Below are 18,020 nucleotides of genomic sequence, written 5' to 3'. Positions count from 1 at the left end.
GCACATATACAAGTAAGAGGAAAACGTGTATCCGCTAATCGGAGCACGTTTTTACTTTATATACACTAGTCGATTGTATTGGAGGTTTTATCTATGTATGTATTCATTGAATGGACCTATAAAACACCGAAAGGAGCCACCACTGTTTTACGTTCAGAAGAGATGCCTGCTGCTCAAGCGCTATTACTAGCAGAGGATATGGAAAAGACCGGAAGAGTCAAGTCCATTCATTGCTTGGATCGTCAAGATACAAGTTGGACAATAAAAGAGCTCAAAGCCTATCTAAAAGAAATAGATACAGAGCCGCATAATATCATTGTCTATTTCGATGGAGGCTTTGATCGGGGGACAAGACAGGCAGGGCTTGGATGTGCTATTTACTATGAACAAAATGGCAAGCCTTATCGTTTAAGAAGAAATGCTTTTTCATCCGAGCTTACATCTAATAATGAAGCAGAGTATGCTGCGCTTTATTTAGGTGTAGTAGAGCTAGAATTGCTAAATGTCCATCATCTACCTGTCCAAATTAAAGGCGACTCCCAAGTAGTTATCAACCAATTAAGGGGGGAATGGGCAGCATTAGAAAAGGATTTAGTCGGTTGGGCAGATAAGATTGATGCCAAATTAGCACAGCTTACTATTCAACCGGACTACCAGCTAATCACTCGCAAGGACAATTCAGAAGCAGACCGTCTTGCTACCCAAGCATTAAATGGAATAGATATTACAGGTTTGAGTGAACTCGTAAAAGAATAAATGTAAGAGGTGTCAGTAGTTACTGTCACCTCTTTTTTAAATTCTCTATAGGTGATGAAACTTTTTCCCCATTGAAACTACTACTCCTATGAACCCAAACAATAAGGAGAGATATTTTATGTATATGAAAAAATTAGCACCTGTAGCTTTGTCTGCATTATTAATGGGGAGTGTTATGATACCTGTTGCTTCGGCAAATGAGCAAAAAGATGAAGTTGAAATTCCACAAATTCAAATTGATCCAGTACACATTTTCAATCAAACACATGGAACAGTTGAAGATGTTCGCGTTGGTAAAGACATTACATATTACACTGTTAAAGACGGAGAGCAAACAAATATACTAGAAATTACAAAAGATACTCTTGTGTATGATAATACTGGTAAAAAAGTAGAGCTTAAAGAAGGCGATCAGGTAGTGGCGTATACCTTTGCAAATAAACCACAAAAATATATCTATCCACCGCAATTCAATCCAGAGATTATTATTGTAGATTCAAAAGAAGTTGGGTTTGTAGAAGTGGATTATTTCTTTGATGACTTAACAAACACATATGATATTTTAAAATTAAATATCGGTAAAGAAACAGAGCTAGTCAACGCAAAAGGTAAAAAAGTAACATCAAAAGATTTAGTAGAAAAGCATTTAGCTGTTTTCTATACAGCATCTACTAAAAGTATTCCTGCACAAACAACACCATCGAAAGTAATTGTTCTAGACGACAATTCTGAAATTTCTTTAAGTCCAATAGATGAGGAAATTAATACGATCATTGCCACGGATTATTATATGGTAGCTGAAACAACAATGGTGCCTTTACGTAGCATTGCAGAAAAGCTTGGCTTTCAAGTAGAATCAAAAGGTAAAACGGTTATTCTAACGAAGGGCAATGAATCTTATACAATCACACGTGGTGAAAAAGCGTTTGGTTACAACAAATCATTACTCACTTTGTCAGTAGCACCCTCTTTGAAAGATACGAAAACTTATGTCCCTGTTGAATTCATTGAAGAATATTTGAAATAAATTTGAAACTAGTATGCCCACTTTTTGTGGCATACTAGTTTTATGTTCAAGAGACTATTTTGGAAGAATTAAAAGTCGGATATCTTTTTACGAATTGTTGCAGGCAATACTTGAAAGACACGGTATTCATAAAGTTATTAGCTAATATCATTTCATCTGAATACAATAAAAGCTGCTGGAAGTGCTGTTTAACAAATGCCCTAGCTTTCTCATAGTGCTTGTTGATAGAAATAGCTCCATACATGTCTTGTTGGTCAATGATGTAGATAAAGTCACAAATCACATTATGTGTCCCATACTTAAATAATACAGTGACATATAATGTTTTTTCATCACATCGCGCTAAGTCAAAATGGTGGAATGCTACCTCTACTTGATGAATAAAACTCGAAATGAATGGACGTTTATTATTTTTTAAAAGAAACACTATCAACACCACCTTTTGTAAAAATTATAATGATAAAAAATTAGTTTGTCTATATATAGACTGAATATTCTGTTTTTTGTAATTCCCTATTGTTACTTTGCTTAAAGTCATATAAATTTGTTAAACTTAAGTCTGCAATATATATGGAATAAGAAAAGAAGAGAGCGAAACAATATGAAAATGATTCACATAGATCAAAAATATCCCGAAGATTGGATTCGCGTATTAAATCATATAGCGAATTTATTTTTTGAGGATTCCAAGCTGCGAGTGGAGCCGGAGGAAGCAGATATGTCGGTTTCATTTACGTACGACGTTGAAGAGAATTTTACTATTTCTACAAAAGCAATATTAACTGTAGATGGACAACAATATACAAATAATTACAGCATCCAATATGAATCAGCTGCAACGGGTCGTGAACTCAATATACGTATGAAACGAGCATTATCTCATGTATTTTTAGATGTTCTCGAGCAGCATACAGGGGTACACCAGCAATGGGGGATTTTAACAGGAGTTCGTCCGACTAAGCTCTATCACAAGTTTAGAAAAGAAGGAAAAGGGGAGCAAGAAATTGCTGAGCTATTAATTCGAGATTTTCGCCTGTCTGAGGAAAAGGTGGCACTTTTAAAAGATATCGTGGAACGACAATTAGTAACCATTCCAGATATTGATCAAATTGGGCAAGAGATTAGTGTATATATCGGCATTCCATTTTGTCCAACAAAATGTGCCTATTGTACGTTTCCAGCCTATGCGATAGGAAGTAACCGTAAGCAAGGTCGTGTAAATACATTTTTAGATGGCTTGCATATTGAATTACGCGAAATGGGGAAATGGCTCAAAAACAATAATATGAAGATCACGTCTATTTATTGGGGAGGCGGTACACCAACTTCCATTGAAGCAGATGAAATGGATGCCTTATACCAGACGATGTATGAATCTTTCCCAAATCCTGAAACAATTCGAGAGATTACAGTTGAAGCAGGAAGGCCAGATACGATTACACCGGAAAAATTAGAAGTTCTTAAAAAATGGGGAATTGATCGTATTAGTGTAAATCCACAATCTTATACAGATGAAACGTTAAAAGCAATTGGTCGTCATCATACAGTTCAAGAAACAATCGATAAATTTTGGCTTGCTCGTGAATCAGGGATGAACAATATAAATATGGACCTCATTATTGGTTTACCAAATGAAGGTATTGAAGAATTCCAGCATTCGTTGGTGGAATCAGCTAAGATGCAGCCTGAGTCATTGACTGTCCATACATTATCATTTAAACGTGCATCTGAAATGACTCGCAATAAAGATAAATATAAAGTGGCGGATCGTGATACAGTTGCTGAAATGATGCAAATGGCACAAGATTGGACAAAGGAAAATGACTATGTTCCATATTATTTATATCGCCAAAAAAATATTTTAGGTAATCTTGAAAATGTTGGCTATAGTAAAGCTGGTGAAGAGAGTATTTATAATATTGTAATTATGGAAGAAGTACAGACAATCTTAGGGGTTGGTTGTGGGGCATCTTCTAAATTTGTTCATCCTGAAACAGGAAAAATCACGCAATTCCACAATCCAAAGGATCCTGCCGCCTATATTATGACCTTTGAAGAGGCTATCGGGAAAAAAATTGAGTTTTTAGATGAGTTATACAAAATATAAAATAAAGGCGGTCTGAGTTATTCAGATCGCCTTTATTTTATAAAGTTCTTAATGTACACGCCATTTGCAATATAACAGCATCTTCAAAATATTGTGGGTCATAGCCAGTTAACTCTCTTATTTTATTTAATCGATAAGTAAGTGTATGGCGATGGATATTTAGTTGCTGTGCACAAAGCTTTAACTGTAAATTGCAGTCAAAAAAGGATTGTAATGTTTCCAATTGTTTTGCGTTGATATTTTTTAGTATTCGGTGATGGAAGGCTTGTACCTCCTCTGATTCACGATGTTTAAAAAGAGAAAATAACTCTACATCTTCGAAAAAGGTAATCTCGTTATGGATGGTAGCGAATTCAAGTGCTGTTCTAGCTCCCTGATAGCTATAGGGAAGTTGCGAAAGTTGCTGCACAACAGGACCAATACCAATTTGTAAGGAAGGAAGTTTTTGTTTTTTCTTTCTTAAAGCTTTTATAATGGATTGATAGTTTTGTTCCTGGCGATATGTTAGCAGTATATAATACTCCTGTAATTGGCTATGTCCAGCTAGAATAGGCTGTCTATAAAATAAATCTTCAAAAAAGAATGGCATCCTATTTTCTAAATAAGATGTTTCATGTAAACTCACTAAAATAACTTGGAAGGGTGCTATTAGTGAAAAGGGTAATTTCTGAATTCGTTTATTTAAAGTAGCATCAAGCTTACTTCCATGAACGAGTGCCTCGAATATGTAGTCATTATTCTTCCGTTGCCACTCGCTTTTAGACTCGACGAGTGCTTGATGTGTCATGATCTCTGTCGTTAATTGAACAAGATTGGCGATTTCAAGCATTTCTTCTGAATCTCCAGTTATACCAATAACACCTACAACTTCATCCTGATACAGGATAGGCATATTAATGCCAGGCTTTGTATTTGGATACAATTCTATATTATCCTCATTAATAATCAACGTTTTTTTTGTTTGTGCTACGTAAACTGCACCTTCGTGAATATCCTCCACCCTCATCTTATCTCCAGAAGCTAAAATAACACCAGTAGGGCTAATGACATTAATATTGTGACGTAAGCGTAACATTGTTTGATGTACGATTTCATCTGCTAATTTTTTGGTCAACATGTTTATACACCTCGGATAAAAAACAGTCTGTTATAGGACAGATAAATTGTACATTTATTATAATGTTTTCTGAATTTATTGTCATTATAATAATTTGTAAGCGCTTAACTAAGGAATTTGAAAATTTACGTAAATGTCAATGGGCGACATAAGTGGAGGTATTGTATGAAAATCATTATTAGTCCAGATTCCTTCAAGGGTACTCTATCGGCAGTTGAAGTAGCGAAATCCATGCAGCAAGGCATTCTGGATGTAAATCCATCAATAGAAACCATTATTCTACCGGTTGCAGATGGTGGCGAGGGGACACTTGATTCACTTATTGCCTCTACGGGTGGTCAGTATTTTTCAACGGAAGTGCTAGATCCAATAGGAAGAGACATACAAGCACAGTATGGTGTATTGGGTGATAAAGAAACATGCGTGATTGAAATGGCTCAGGCATCTGGCATCATGTTGCTACAAGACCATGAGAAAAACCCTGAATTTGCTACAACGTATGGTACTGGCCAATTAATTAAGGCGGCACTCGACCGAGGCTTTAGAAAATTTATTATCGGTATTGGTGGAAGTGCCACAAATGATGCAGGGATTGGCATGCTCAAGGCATTAGGTGTGCGATTTATAAAGGAAGATGGCTCAGATTTAGAGGATGGTATTTCGAGTTTAATGGAATTAACTGCAATAGATATAAGTGGACTTGATGAAAGATTGATAGGAGCGATATTTACCATTGCCTGTGATGTGGATAATCCATTCATTGGTGAACGAGGAGCAACAGCTATATTTGGCCCTCAAAAAGGTGTGCAGGACTATCAAATTACACATTTTGATAACTGCTTAAAGCATTTTGCAGATATCATCGAGCAACAGTTTGCTATTCGATTGCACGATTATCAAGGAGCGGGAGCTGCAGGAGGATTAGGTGGCGCGTTAATCGCATTTTTAAATGGGACATTTCATGCAGGAATTGATATTGTCATAGATGCTGTCCAGTTACAGGATCACTTAGCAGCCGCACAGTTGGTAATAACGGGTGAAGGGAAGTCGGATCTCCAAACATTACATGGTAAGGCTCCATTAGGGGTTGCTAAAGCGGCCGCTTTAGCACATGTAGAGGCAGTTTTATTGTCAGGAGACATTGATAGTATGGCTAAACCTGCACTTCAAAATTATTTTAGTGTTGTGGAGACATTAGTAGATGAGGAGATTACTACTGAGCAGGCAATGCGAGAACCCGCTTATTTTATTCGTTTAAAAACTAAGCAAATCTTTGAGCTTTACATACAAAAGGGGGATGACTAGATGTTATTCATCATTATTTTACTAGGGGTATTGTTTGTTGTATGGGGCACGGCCAAATTAAAGCTACATCCTTTTCTGGCGTTATTAATTAGCGCCTTCTTCGTTGGAATTGCTTCGGGAATGCCACTATTAACAGTGGTAGAAAGTATTAACACTGGCTTCGGTGGTCTAATGACGAGCATTGGCTTAGTAATTATCGCTGGAACAATTATAGGTTTAATTTTAGAGAAATCAGGCGCTGCCTATCGAATGGCAGAAGTAGTTTTACGCATCGTTGGTCCAAAACGTCCACAACTTGCGATGTCTTTAATTGGTTACATCGTATCTATCCCAGTATTTTGTGATTCAGGTTTTATTATTTTATCGAGTTTGCAAAAATCATTAGCAAAACGGGCTAATGTAACGATTGCATCCATGGCTGTAGCTTTAGCGACGGGGTTATTTGCAACACATGTATTAGTACCCCCTACACCAGGTCCCATCGCAGCAGCTGGAAATATTGGGGCGGCCAATTATTTAGGGACAGTTATTGTCATTGGTTTATTAGTAGCGATACCTGCTACATTTGTAGGCTATATGTGGTCAGTGAAAGTTGCAACCAAAATTCGTGTACCCCAAGATGAGGTAGAGGCATTAGATTATGAGGAAGTCATTAAATCCTTTGGCAAAATGCCTTCAACATTTAAAGCCTTTTTACCAATCGTTCTACCTATTGTTTTAATTGGTCTTGGCTCAATAGCATCGTTAGCGGGTGATCCCGAATCAACATTCAATACGATTTTTAAGTTTTTAGGTTCGCCAACAGTAGCATTATTTTTAGGTGTAGCAGCTGCCTTTTTATTATTGCCTGAAATTAGTGAAACGACCTTAACGGGCTGGATTGGTGAAAGTTTAAAAGAAGCCGCGCCTATTTTACTTATTACAGGAGCAGGTGGTTCGTTTGGAACAGTTATTAAAAATGCTGGTGTTGGAGAAATACTACAGGAAATGGACTTGGGGATGTTTGCATCAGGTACTTTGTTCTTGCTAGTACCGTTTATAGTAGCAGCTGCCTTAAAAACTGCTCAAGGATCTTCGACGACAGCGCTTGTCATTACGTCTACTTTAGTAGCACCAATGCTCGTGACACTTGGCATTGAGGGCGCTGTCCCATTAGCATTAGTAGTAATGGCCATTGGAGCTGGTGCAATGACGGTTAGCCATGTGAACGACAGTTTCTTCTGGGTAATTACACAGTATAGTGGAATGGAAGTAACTCAAGCTTATAAGGCACAAACCGTTGCTACATTACTACAGGGCATTGTCACAATCATGATTACAATGGTTTTATGGTGGATATTTGTTTAAAGTACAAGGAGGGCTGCCCCATGGGAAGCTCTCTTTTTTGTATAATAGAAAAATAGAAAGGAAGTTAGTAACATGAGAAAATTAATAGTAGTACTCCTTTGCATTTTTTTATTAGCAGGCTGTACAGAAGCAATTAAGACAGAGCGGGTGCCTGTAACGGCTGGCGATGAAATGCGAGTTCATTTTATGGATGTGGGACAAGGGGATTCCATATTAATTGAATCGCCAAATGGGAAAACCATGCTTATTGACGCTGGTGTGAAAGGTGCAGGACAACAGGTAGTTTCTTATTTAAAGGAACTTGGTGTGAACAAACTTGATAAGGTAGTGGCGACACATCCCGATGCTGACCATATTGGTGGGCTCATTCCAGTGTTACATGCAATCCCTATTGAGCAATTTTATGATTCGGGCAAAGTACATACTTCTCAAACTTTTGAAGAAATGCTGATGGCGATTGATGAAAAAAACATACCTTATTATGTGCCGAAAACAGGAGATTTTATTGAATTTGATAAGGATGTAACGGTGAAGGTTTTAAATGCAAATGAACATGCAACCGATAATAATGACGCTTCCATTGTCTTAAAAGTGGTTTATGGCAATGTATCCTTTTTATTAACGGGAGATGCTGGCATAGCATTAGAGAAGGAAATGATGTCAAATGATGTAACAGCTACTGTTCTGAAGGCAGGGCATCATGGTTCTAATACCAGTAGCTCAGAAGATTTCATTCGTGCAGTGAAGCCAGAAGTCACTATATTAAGCTATGGTGAAGATAATAAATATGGACATCCACATGCAGAAGTAGTAAATCGATTGCAAGCTATTGGTAGTAACATCTATGCCACTGCGGATTTAGGAACGATTACAGTGGCAACAAATGGGGTAAACTACACGGTGAATGGAAAGAGGGCTGTAACTCAAAAAAAACCATCCACGGTTGAACCAACAACTGCTGTTGAGATTGTCAGCAAAGATTTAGTGACAGAAATTGTAGGCATTAAAAATAACGGTCAACAAGCTGTTTCGTTAAACGATTGGCAGCTCATTTCTCTGGAAGGAAATCAAGTCTTTAATTTTCCTAATCTATCCTTACAACCTGGTAAAATTATTTATGTTACTAGCGGGGCTAATGCTCGTGAAGGGGATAATTATTTAAAATGGACCACTAAACAGATTTGGTTAAATGATGGAGATGCTGCGCAATTACGGAATGAGAAAGGGGAACTTGTTAGTGAGCTCGACTAAATATACTTTAGATCGGATTGAAGACGGTTATGCTGTTTTTTTAAAGTATCCTAAGGAAGAAGAACAAATTATTATTTTACAGTCAGCTTTGAACAAGCCTGTGCTTGTTGGGGATCGTGTACAGATAGAAGAAATAGATGGCATGTACCATATTGAGATTTTAAGAGAAGAAACGGAACAAAAAAGAGCCGATATCCAGAATTTAATGGACCGTTTACGTCATAAAAACAAATAATAAATGATAAGCTGTGGAAGTTACCCGCAGCTTGTTTTTTTGATTGAGCAATGTCCTGTCCATCAGCCTTCTTTGGATAGATGTTTAGGTGTAAGGGATTTGAGAGGAATTGGACATAATTTGTTATCCTAAATATTTTGAAAATATGCTAAAATAATAGTATTAATCAGGAGCTAGGAGCGTACGGACAAAATGTCGATAAACACTATTATTTTTGATTTAGATGATACATTACTATGGGATAAAAAATCAGTAAAAACTGCTTTTGAAAAAACATGTGACTATGCTGCTACGATACATAATGTGAATTCTGCAGAGCTAGAAGAAGCAGTTCGTCAAGAGGCTCGTGCGTTATACGAAGGCTATGAAACGTATGACTATACGGTATTAATTGGTATCAATCCTTTCGAAGGTCTATGGGGAACATTTGATGACCCTACTGAATCCTTTCAAGCCATGAAGAGGCTTGTACCGGGCTATCGTGCGGCAGCATGGACAAAAGGTTTAAGCGCCCTTGGTATAGAGGATGCAAAATTCGGAGCAGAGCTAGGAGAACGCTTTGTAGCTGAGCGCAAAGCATCACCATTTTTATATGAAGATACATTTACTGTGTTAGACGAATTGAAAGGGAAGTACCAGCTTGTTTTACTTACCAATGGTGCACCTAGTCTGCAAAATTTAAAGCTAGAAATTACGCCTGAAATAGCGCCGTATTTTGATCATATTATTATCTCAGGAGACTTTGGAAAAGGTAAGCCAGACGCTTCTATTTTTGAGCATGTGATGGAGAGAACAGGCATTACAGCGGATGATGCCATTATGGTTGGCGATAATCTCAATACTGATATTTTAGGCTCTTCTCGCGTAGGAATGCGAAACGTATGGATTAACCGCGATAATAATATGGCCAATGGAGCTGTGACACCAACCTATGAGATTAGCTCTTTAACAGACCTAGTAAAACTTGTGAAACAGCTTTAAAAAAATGTACTGCACCTTCAAGGATGCAGTACATTTTTTTGTAGAAATATTAAAAAGGCAGACCATGCCTGCGAAGTTCGTCAGATTACCCTTCATAAAAGTATTAATTACCAAAAAAGCAGAGAGTAGGAAACCCTCTGCTTTTCACTTTACATATTATAGATTGATGGCTTTTACTTCATCAATATTTTCAAGCTGTGCCACAAATGCTAAATCCTCATTTGTTACAACGTTATCTATTGTTAACATCATAACCGCTGTTCCGCCAACTTGGGCACGGCCAACTTGCATGGTTGCGATGTTGATATCTTTTTCCGCAAGTTTAGTTGCTACACGGCCGATTGCACCTGGTTTGTCAGTATTTTTAATGTAAAGAAGATGACCCTGTGGAATAACGTCTACAACATAGTCCTCTACTTTGACGATACGTGCACCTAAGCCGTTTAATAATGTACCAGCTACAGTGTGTGTTTCATTCGCAGTAATAATTTCGATGGTAATTAAACTTGTAAAGCCCTTAGCTGTTGTCGTTTTATGCTCAATAATTTTCATACCAATACGCTCAGACAGGTAGCGAGCATTGACATCATTCACATGATTACCGTGATTTTTAGCTAATAAACCTTTTAATGCATTTGAAGTTAATGGACGGACATCATAGTTGGCTACTTCCCCAGCATAAGATAAGTTGATTTCTTTTACGGGCTCTGTTGTTACTTGTGATAAGAATGAGCCGAGTTTTTCCGCTAATTCAAAGAAAGGTTCAACTTGTGCTAGAAGTTCTTTCGGAATAGATGGCATATTCACTGGATTTGTCACAGTACCTGTTTTATAAAATTTAATAATATCATTTGACACATCAACAGCTACAGACTCTTGTGCCTCAATCGTAGACGCACCCAAGTGAGGTGTAGCAATTACTTGAGGTAAAGTAAGAAGCTTATGGTCTGTCGCTGGTTCAGATACGAATACATCCAGGGCAGCACCAGCAACTTTTCCTGCTACGATAGCATCATATAGGTCATCCTCATTAATAATACCGCCACGCGCACAGTTAATGATACGTACGCCATCTTTCATCATCGCAAATTTTTCTTTATTAATGAGATTACGTGTTTCAGGAAGAAGTGGTGTGTGTACAGTAATGAAATCGGCTGCTTCACAAATTTCTTCCACTGACGCCTTAGTGACACCTAATTCTTTTGCACGCTCATCAGTTAAGAAAGGGTCATATGCCATAACATTCATACGTTGACCTTTTGCGCGGTAAGCTACTTCAACACCGATTCGACCAAAGCCTACAACACCTAAAGTTTTGTTTTTTAGCTCTACTCCCACATAAGATTTACGGTCCCATTTCCCATTTTTTAGTGTATTAAAAGCTTGTGGAATGTGACGTGCAAGTGATGTCATCATGGCAATTGTATGTTCAGCGGCTGAGTTTGTGTTACCATCCGGAGCATTAACAACGATAATACCATGCTCAGTGGCAGCAGTAAGGTCAATATTATCGACACCTACACCAGCACGACCGATTAATTTTAAGCTTTTTGCGGCTTCAATTACTTCTCGTGTCACAGTAGTTTGTGAACGAACAAGTAACACATCTACATCTGCAATTTTAGTCATTAATTCTTCTGGTGCTAGACCAGTGTCTACGATAATATTTAAATCTAAATCTTGTTCCTGGCGTAATGGGAAAATACCATCCTCACTTAGTGGGTCAGCGATAAATACGTTAATTGTTTTTGTGGCAGTAATCATTATAATTAGCTCCTTTTAATAAATAGTAATTGTGGTTTTAACTACGACAGTCTGGAATTTGTAAAATTCTAACATCTTACAGCATGCAAACAATCTCCTTTCCGAATCGAAAGCAATATAAAAAGCCTTCCACGCCTTACAAACACAGTTATTGTGTTGTAAGGGGCGAAAGGCTGTATAAACATTGGTTCGCGGTACCACCCTTAATCACTGCTAGAAAAATTTATTCTTGCAGTCTTAGCAATATGCGTAACGTGCATGAGACGGATAAGCTTACTTAGATGGTTCGGCTTAACTATTCAGGAGTGGAACTATTATCGTAGAAATCACTGATTTACACCAACCATCAGCTCGCTTTGGATTTTCTTACGACTAGTGTGTCTCCGTCGTTATATTTTTTATGATTAAATTTGTTAACATCATAATCCCTATTGTTCACCTTTGTCAACAATAATTCTAAAAAAACTAAAAAAACATGACTTCAAAAGTCTGAAAAATACTTATATACGAACAATTTATATATATTAAGTGTATAATGTTCGTCTTTATGGAGCGCACAATGAAAGCGCTAACGATATTTGTAAATACTGATTTTATCAAGCTTCCATGAAGTTTATTGCGAAAATATTATATGGTAATTATATGGAATGAGTGAAGTGTTCTAAATTAGAACTGGATCGTTTTATGAAAGAAGACGAACGTTTTACGTTGTCACATTTTAGACAAACCTTTGATTTTTAGAAGGTAAATAGACTAGTAGAGAAGAATTTAAAGTAAGGATGATTGATTTGGGGGTGTAGTAATGAAATACGATGTTGCAATAGTTGGTGCTGGACTGGCAGGCTTAGTGGCAGCCTGCGAGTTAGTCGATGCAAAGAAAAAAATACTTTTAGTAGATCAAGAGCCTGAAAATTCAATGGGGGGACAGGCATTTTGGTCTTTTGGTGGCATATTTTTGGTAAATTCTCCTGAACAAAGAAGGCTCGGCATTAAGGATAGTAAGGAGTTGGCATGGCAGGATTGGCTAGGGACAGCAGGTTTTGATCGTTTAGAAGATGAGGATTCCTGGGCATACAAATGGGCGAGGGCCTACGTCGATTTTGCTGCGGGTGAAAAATATCATTGGTTGAAGTCAAAGGGGATTAAATTTTTCCCTGTTGTTGGTTGGGCAGAACGGGGTGGCTCACATGCTGGTGGACACGGGAATTCAGTGCCGAGGTTTCATATTGTATGGGGAACAGGTCCAGGCATTGTCAAGCCTTTTGTGGATAAAGTTAAAAAGGCAATAAAAGATGGCTATATTGAGTTTAAACCACGACATCGTGTGGATGAATTTATTCAACAAGATGGAAAGGTTATGGGGATAAGTGGCACAGTACTAGCAGAAACCTTTATCAGTCGAGGGGAAAAAAGTTCAAGATTAGGAGTCGGAGAATTTTCGTATGAGGCTGCAGCCGTTATTGTGGCAAGTGGTGGTATCGGGGCCAATTTTGATTTAGTGAGAAAAAATTGGCCAGAACGATTAGGGACCCCTCCTAAAAATATGGTCTGTGGTGTTCCTGCATATGTAGATGGAAGAATGCTTGAAATTACAGAGCATGCAGGGGGACGTATTGTGAATCGTGATCGTATGTGGCATTACACAGAAGGATTAAAAAATTGGGATCCGATTTGGCCTAATCATGGAATACGAATTTTGCCAGGCCCCTCCTCTTTATGGTTTGATGCAGAAGGTAACCGATTTCATGCGCCTAATTTCCCTGGATTCGATACGCTCAGTACACTAGAAACGATTCAAAAAACAGGCTATGACTATTCCTGGTTTATTTTAACAGAAAAAATTATTGAGAAAGAATTTGCTTTATCTGGCTCGGAGCAAAATCCGGATTTAACAAACAAAAGCATTGGTGATGTTTTAAAAAGGATCATGCCCGGACCACCTGCTCCAATCCAAGCCTTTAAAAATCATGGTGAGGATTTTGTGATTGCAAATGATTTAAGAGAACTAGTAAATGGAATGAATAAACTAGCAGGCAATGATTTACTCGATTTCATGAAAATTAAAGAGCAAATTTTAGCGAGGGATCGAGAAATGGATAATAAGTTTACAAAAGATATACAGGTGAACGCCATTCATGGTGCCAGAAATTATATTGGGGATAAGCTAATCCGTGTTGCCAAGCCACATAAAATTTTAGATACTAAAAATTGGCCTTTAATTGCGGTACGATTAAATATTTTAACAAGAAAAACCTTAGGGGGCTTACAAACAAACTTAAATGGAGCAGTATTAGGGATGGATGGTCAGCCTATTCCAGGACTATTTGCTGCTGGTGAAGTAAGCGGCTTCGGGGGCGGTGGTGTTCATGGCTATCGCGCTTTAGAAGGTACGTTTGTTGGTGGCTGTTTATTTAGTGGTAGGCAGGTAGGGCGTTTTTTAGCAGAAGTGTAATGCCAATGTAAAAAGAGCATCGTTATAAACGATGCTCTTTTTGTCACCAAGTAATAATGACAGCGATTATGATTTTGCGTTTTGGACAACTGCAATTCTAGCGATTTGTTCTTCGATTTGATGAACCGTCCAGCCATGCTCCTCCACGAAGAAGTTACGTTTGGCACGACGGCATTCATCAGAGCAACTGCGCATATAAAAGGATTCATGCTTTTCTTCACATAGCATTAATTTATGGCATTCAGGGTTTGCACAGTTCGTATAACGTTCGGAAGGTTCACCTGTGAAATAATCTTTTCCGATAACGATATGCTCCACTTGATTGATTGGCACACTGCGACGACGATCAAAAACAAACATTTGCCCATCCCAAAGTTGCCCCTTTACTTCAGAATCTTTTGCATATGTGGCAATTCCACCATGTAATTGACCAACACTTTTTCCATAGCCCTCACGTTTTAACCAACCAGAGAATTTTTCACAGCGTATTCCACCTGTACAGTAAGTTAAAATCTTTTTATCAGCGAATTCTTCTTTATGTGTTTCCATCCATGCTGGCAAGTCGCGGAAATTTTCAATATCAGGTCGAACCGCGCCTCTAAAATGGCCAAGATCGTATTCATAGTCATTACGTGCATCGATAATAATAGTATTCTCTTCTTGCATTTGTTCCATAAATTCCTTAGGAGATAAATAATCCCCTGTTATCTCTAAAGGATTGATATCATTTTCTAAGCCTAAGTGAACGATCTCGCGGCGAGGGCGAACGTGCATTTTTTTGAAAGCGTGTCCTTCAGCTTCATCAATTTTCCACATGATATCACTAAAGCGAGGGTCAGCCTTCATATGATTCATGTAAGCATCTGTTTGTTCAATAGTCCCCGAAACCGTTCCGTTAATCCCTTCGTGACCAACTAAAATGCGGCCAAGAAGTCCGAGTTCTTGACATACTGCTAAATGTTCTTCAGCAAATGCTATAGGGTCTTCAATCGTAACATATTTATAATAAAGTAATATACGATAGTCTTTTTGTGTCAAAATACGTAACCACCTTTATAACAATATTCGTCCTTTAATATAGCATAATGAAGGTAAATTTGTTTAGCAGAGAAGGAGTTTACTAAAAAAACACGAATAGTACATAGTGAATGACTATTCATATTTGGGGGTAATGGAGATGGAATTTTCAACAATTACTGTAGAAAAGCTAGATCGACGTGCAACGTTAACTTTGAATCGTCCTCAGGCGATGAATGCGATGGATGACGTTATGATGCGAGAACTCGCTGAATGCTTTGAGGCTTTGCAACAGGAAAAAGATATACAAGTACTTGTTATTCGTGGAGAAGGGAAGGTCTTTTCTGCTGGAGGCGATATTAAGGCGATGCTTGATTCAACTAAGCCTTTAAATATTGATGAGGCGATGGGTTATCTTACACGCATCGTTAAGGCCTATTATCAGCTGCCAATGATAGTCATTGCGGCAGTTCATGGCGCATCGGCAGGTCTTGGCTTTAGTTTAACACTGGGGGCGGATATTGTTGTGGCCTGTGAAAATAGTAAACTAGCTATGAACTTCATAGGGATAGGACTGATTCCAGATGGAGGTGGTCACTTCTTTATGAAGGAACGTGTGGGGACTGTTAAAGCAAAACAAATGATTTGGGAAGGGAAGGTGCTTACTGCAAATGAAGCATTAGATGCAGGATTAATCGACTATATGGCACCAGATGGCACTGTATTTGCAATGGCAGATCAGCTTGTGGGTAAAATGCTTGCTTCACCTATTTCTTCTATGATTACGACAAAAAACATTTTACATGCTCAAAATTTACCACAGCTGGAAAATATCCTTGCACTAGAAGCAGAAGGACAATCAACAATGCGTAAAACGACAGATCATATAGAAGGTATTCATGCTTTTGTAGAGAAAAGAACACCTGTCTTTGTAGGAAAATAAAAATAAGAAAAGGCATGTAGATATCCTACGTGCCTTTTCTCAATTATTAAACATGGAATAAAATTAATTTACCTGAAGCATTTACTAGACGATGAGTTTTGTTGGCAACACCTTTTTCTTCAATTTGTTGTTGGCCATTTAATTTAGCAGCTTCGTCATTTTCAAATGTCCATGTTTCATCAAACAATGTTTCCCCTGTTTTTTCGAAAGCTGTGAAACGATAGTTCTCCATACAAACCCCACCCTTTTATTTAAATATATATCTATTATACATAGAAGATTTATAAACTTCACGGTAAAACTAGTAAACTATTTGATGAATTACGAAAATTGTGGAAAAAGTAAGTCGACGCTTTTTTTTAAGCATTACCATTTTTCATAAATAGGGAAGTATGATAAAATAGAACAAATATTCGGTTTTGTAATCATATATGACTGCTTTGGTTGATAGTTTGTAGTAACTAACTGAGGTGGGAAATATCTATAGTTGGGGTGATTGGATGTCAGAAATTCGTTTTTTTCATATGGCAGATTTACATTTGGATAGTCCATTTAAGGGCTTATTTGGCTTACCTGAACACATTTTAAAGGAAATTCGATCAAGTACCTTTGATGCTTTTGATAAAATTATTCAGAAGGCAATTCAGGAGCAGCCAGACTTTTTATTAATTGTCGGAGATATTTATGATGGTGAAAATCGCAGTTTACAAGCCCAAAGAAAATTTCAAGATGCAATGGAGAAACTTTTTCAACACAATATTCCTGTAATTATTAGCTACGGGAATCATGATCATTTAAAAGGAACTTGGACACGTTTTTCTTTACCAAGTAATGTTTATGAATTACCGGCTGAAACAAGTGTTGTCCAGTTGAAAATCCGTGGTCAGCAAGTCTGTATATACGGCTTCAGCTATAGTGAACGCCACCTGAAGGAGTCTGTTATTGATACGTTTCCAATCGCTCAAGATTCTCATGCAATTCATATTGGCATGTTGCATGGCAGTGAGGCTAGTGATACGTCACATGCTTTGTATGCGCCATTTACCAAACAGCAACTGCTTGAAAAGAATTATCATTATTGGGCGCTAGGGCATATTCATAAACGACAACTGTTACATGAAAACCCTCCTATAGTTTATCCAGGCAATATTCAAAGTCGTCATCGTAAAGAACAAGGAATAAAAGGTTGCTATGATGTAACTTTATCTCAAACAGCATGTGAATTAGATTTTATTCCTACCTCCGCTATTGTTTATACCACGATAGAGGTGGATTGTACAAATATCGTTCATGCTAATGAATTACTTAAAAGATGTGAAGAAGCAATTGCTGTCAATCGTACTTCATGGGGAGCGGCGGTAGTTGAGCTTTATTTAAAAAATATTGATGAGCAAACAGAAGCATTGTTTGAGCATGCGACGGTGGACACTTGGCTGGATACCATTCGAGAGGCAGAAGAGGGTATTGAGCCAATGTGTTGGGTACAAAAAATGGTGTTACAAAAACCTTCGATTCATGGTGAATATTCTGCTGCTACGCAGTCAGTCGTAAGTTTAATGGAGCAATGGGATAGTAATGACTGGAAGGATATACTAAAAGACTTATACCAGTATGCTGGTGGCGCTCGGCTGATTGAGCCTTTATCTGAAAAGGATATAAAGAATCTAACGCACAATGCACAGTCACTATTGGCGGAAGAAATTCAAAGGGCGTGATGC

At 37.8% G+C, this 18,020-nt stretch carries 16 protein-coding genes and 1 other annotated feature; of the genes, 11 read left to right on the top strand and 5 right to left on the bottom strand.

What is annotated here, in order from left to right; genetic code table 11:
- The first annotated feature begins 93 nt into the window (after positions 1 to 93).
- Both ACOZBY_RS20560 and ACOZBY_RS20555 read left to right on the top strand, forming a co-directional pair.
- Positions 94 to 756 carry a ribonuclease H family protein gene (locus ACOZBY_RS20560; RefSeq protein WP_031418252.1) on the top strand — a complete coding sequence of 221 codons (663 nt, stop codon included), beginning with the start codon at positions 94 to 96 and terminating at the stop codon, positions 754 to 756.
- A gap of 118 nt (positions 757 to 874) precedes the next feature.
- Complete coding sequence (locus ACOZBY_RS20555) at positions 875 to 1,783, top strand: copper amine oxidase N-terminal domain-containing protein (RefSeq protein ID WP_200990651.1); 909 nt, start codon at positions 875 to 877, stop codon at positions 1,781 to 1,783.
- Positions 1,784 to 1,829: 46 nt separating this feature from the next.
- Here the strand turns inward: ACOZBY_RS20555 and ACOZBY_RS20550 are convergent, their stop codons facing one another.
- Positions 1,830 to 2,210: a hypothetical protein gene (locus ACOZBY_RS20550; RefSeq protein WP_012292164.1), complete on the bottom strand. Its 381-nt coding sequence runs from the start codon at positions 2,208 to 2,210 to the stop codon at positions 1,830 to 1,832.
- A gap of 174 nt (positions 2,211 to 2,384) precedes the next feature.
- On the opposite strand from ACOZBY_RS20550, the gene ACOZBY_RS20545 reads away from it, so the two are divergent.
- Entirely contained in the window at positions 2,385 to 3,890 is a 1,506-nt protein-coding gene (locus ACOZBY_RS20545; protein WP_012292165.1) for a coproporphyrinogen III oxidase, read from the top strand.
- Positions 3,891 to 3,927: 37 nt separating this feature from the next.
- Here the strand turns inward: ACOZBY_RS20545 and ACOZBY_RS20540 are convergent, their stop codons facing one another.
- The gene (locus ACOZBY_RS20540; protein ID WP_012292166.1) at positions 3,928 to 5,007 is read right to left on the bottom strand and encodes a CdaR family transcriptional regulator; all 1,080 of its coding nucleotides are present in this window, start codon (positions 5,005 to 5,007) and stop codon (positions 3,928 to 3,930) included.
- Positions 5,008 to 5,172: 165 nt separating this feature from the next.
- Between ACOZBY_RS20540 and ACOZBY_RS20535 the strand changes: the two genes are divergently transcribed.
- The 5 genes from ACOZBY_RS20535 (at position 5,173) to ACOZBY_RS20515 (ending at position 10,126) form a co-directional block, all read left to right on the top strand.
- A complete protein-coding gene (locus ACOZBY_RS20535; RefSeq protein ID WP_012292167.1) occupies positions 5,173 to 6,312 on the top strand; it encodes a glycerate kinase in 1,140 nt (379 codons plus the stop codon).
- Positions 6,313 to 7,659: a GntP family permease gene (locus ACOZBY_RS20530; protein WP_012292168.1), complete on the top strand. Its 1,347-nt coding sequence runs from the start codon at positions 6,313 to 6,315 to the stop codon at positions 7,657 to 7,659.
- A gap of 72 nt (positions 7,660 to 7,731) precedes the next feature.
- Positions 7,732 to 8,910, top strand: a complete 1,179-nt coding sequence (locus ACOZBY_RS20525) for an MBL fold metallo-hydrolase (RefSeq protein WP_012292169.1) — start codon at positions 7,732 to 7,734, stop codon at positions 8,908 to 8,910.
- A complete protein-coding gene (locus ACOZBY_RS20520) occupies positions 8,897 to 9,145 on the top strand; it encodes a DUF3006 domain-containing protein (RefSeq protein ID WP_200990648.1) in 249 nt (82 codons plus the stop codon). Before ACOZBY_RS20525 ends, ACOZBY_RS20520 begins: the two co-directional genes overlap by 14 nt.
- 192 nt (positions 9,146 to 9,337) lie before the next feature.
- Positions 9,338 to 10,126 carry an HAD family hydrolase gene (locus ACOZBY_RS20515; RefSeq protein WP_012292171.1) on the top strand — a complete coding sequence of 263 codons (789 nt, stop codon included), beginning with the start codon at positions 9,338 to 9,340 and terminating at the stop codon, positions 10,124 to 10,126.
- Positions 10,127 to 10,282: 156 nt separating this feature from the next.
- Here ACOZBY_RS20515 and serA read toward each other — a convergent pair whose 3' ends face one another.
- A complete protein-coding gene (gene serA / locus ACOZBY_RS20510; protein ID WP_012292172.1) occupies positions 10,283 to 11,890 on the bottom strand; it encodes a phosphoglycerate dehydrogenase in 1,608 nt (535 codons plus the stop codon).
- A gap of 158 nt (positions 11,891 to 12,048) precedes the next feature.
- Positions 12,049 to 12,289 (bottom strand) — a binding site (T-box leader).
- Positions 12,290 to 12,692: 403 nt separating this feature from the next.
- Here serA and ACOZBY_RS20505 point away from each other — a divergent pair.
- Complete coding sequence (locus ACOZBY_RS20505) at positions 12,693 to 14,342, top strand: FAD-binding dehydrogenase (RefSeq protein WP_422762651.1); 1,650 nt, start codon at positions 12,693 to 12,695, stop codon at positions 14,340 to 14,342.
- A 66-nt stretch (positions 14,343 to 14,408) separates the two neighbouring features.
- On the opposite strand, the gene ACOZBY_RS20500 is transcribed toward ACOZBY_RS20505, so the two are convergent.
- A complete protein-coding gene (locus ACOZBY_RS20500) occupies positions 14,409 to 15,380 on the bottom strand; it encodes a rhodanese-related sulfurtransferase (protein ID WP_422762650.1) in 972 nt (323 codons plus the stop codon).
- Between the two features lie 139 nt (positions 15,381 to 15,519).
- On the opposite strand from ACOZBY_RS20500, the gene ACOZBY_RS20495 reads away from it, so the two are divergent.
- Positions 15,520 to 16,302: an enoyl-CoA hydratase gene (locus tag ACOZBY_RS20495; RefSeq protein ID WP_036165470.1), complete on the top strand. Its 783-nt coding sequence runs from the start codon at positions 15,520 to 15,522 to the stop codon at positions 16,300 to 16,302.
- 46 nt (positions 16,303 to 16,348) lie between these two features.
- On the opposite strand, the gene ACOZBY_RS20490 is transcribed toward ACOZBY_RS20495, so the two are convergent.
- Positions 16,349 to 16,534 (bottom strand): YhzD family protein, encoded by a 186-nt coding sequence (locus ACOZBY_RS20490; RefSeq protein WP_008173354.1) that lies wholly within the window; start codon positions 16,532 to 16,534, stop codon positions 16,349 to 16,351.
- Positions 16,535 to 16,802: 268 nt separating this feature from the next.
- Between ACOZBY_RS20490 and ACOZBY_RS20485 the strand changes: the two genes are divergently transcribed.
- Positions 16,803 to 18,017, top strand: a complete 1,215-nt coding sequence (locus tag ACOZBY_RS20485; protein ID WP_012292176.1) for a metallophosphoesterase family protein — start codon at positions 16,803 to 16,805, stop codon at positions 18,015 to 18,017.
- The last annotated feature ends 3 nt before the right edge of the window (positions 18,018 to 18,020 follow it).

This window comes from Lysinibacillus sp. NPDC056220 (assembly GCF_049315265.1).
In the GTDB taxonomy this organism is placed as follows: domain Bacteria; phylum Bacillota; class Bacilli; order Bacillales_A; family Planococcaceae; genus Lysinibacillus; species Lysinibacillus pinottii.
Note: the sequence above shows the minus strand (reverse complement) of the source record. Positions and strands in the feature narration are given on the sequence as shown.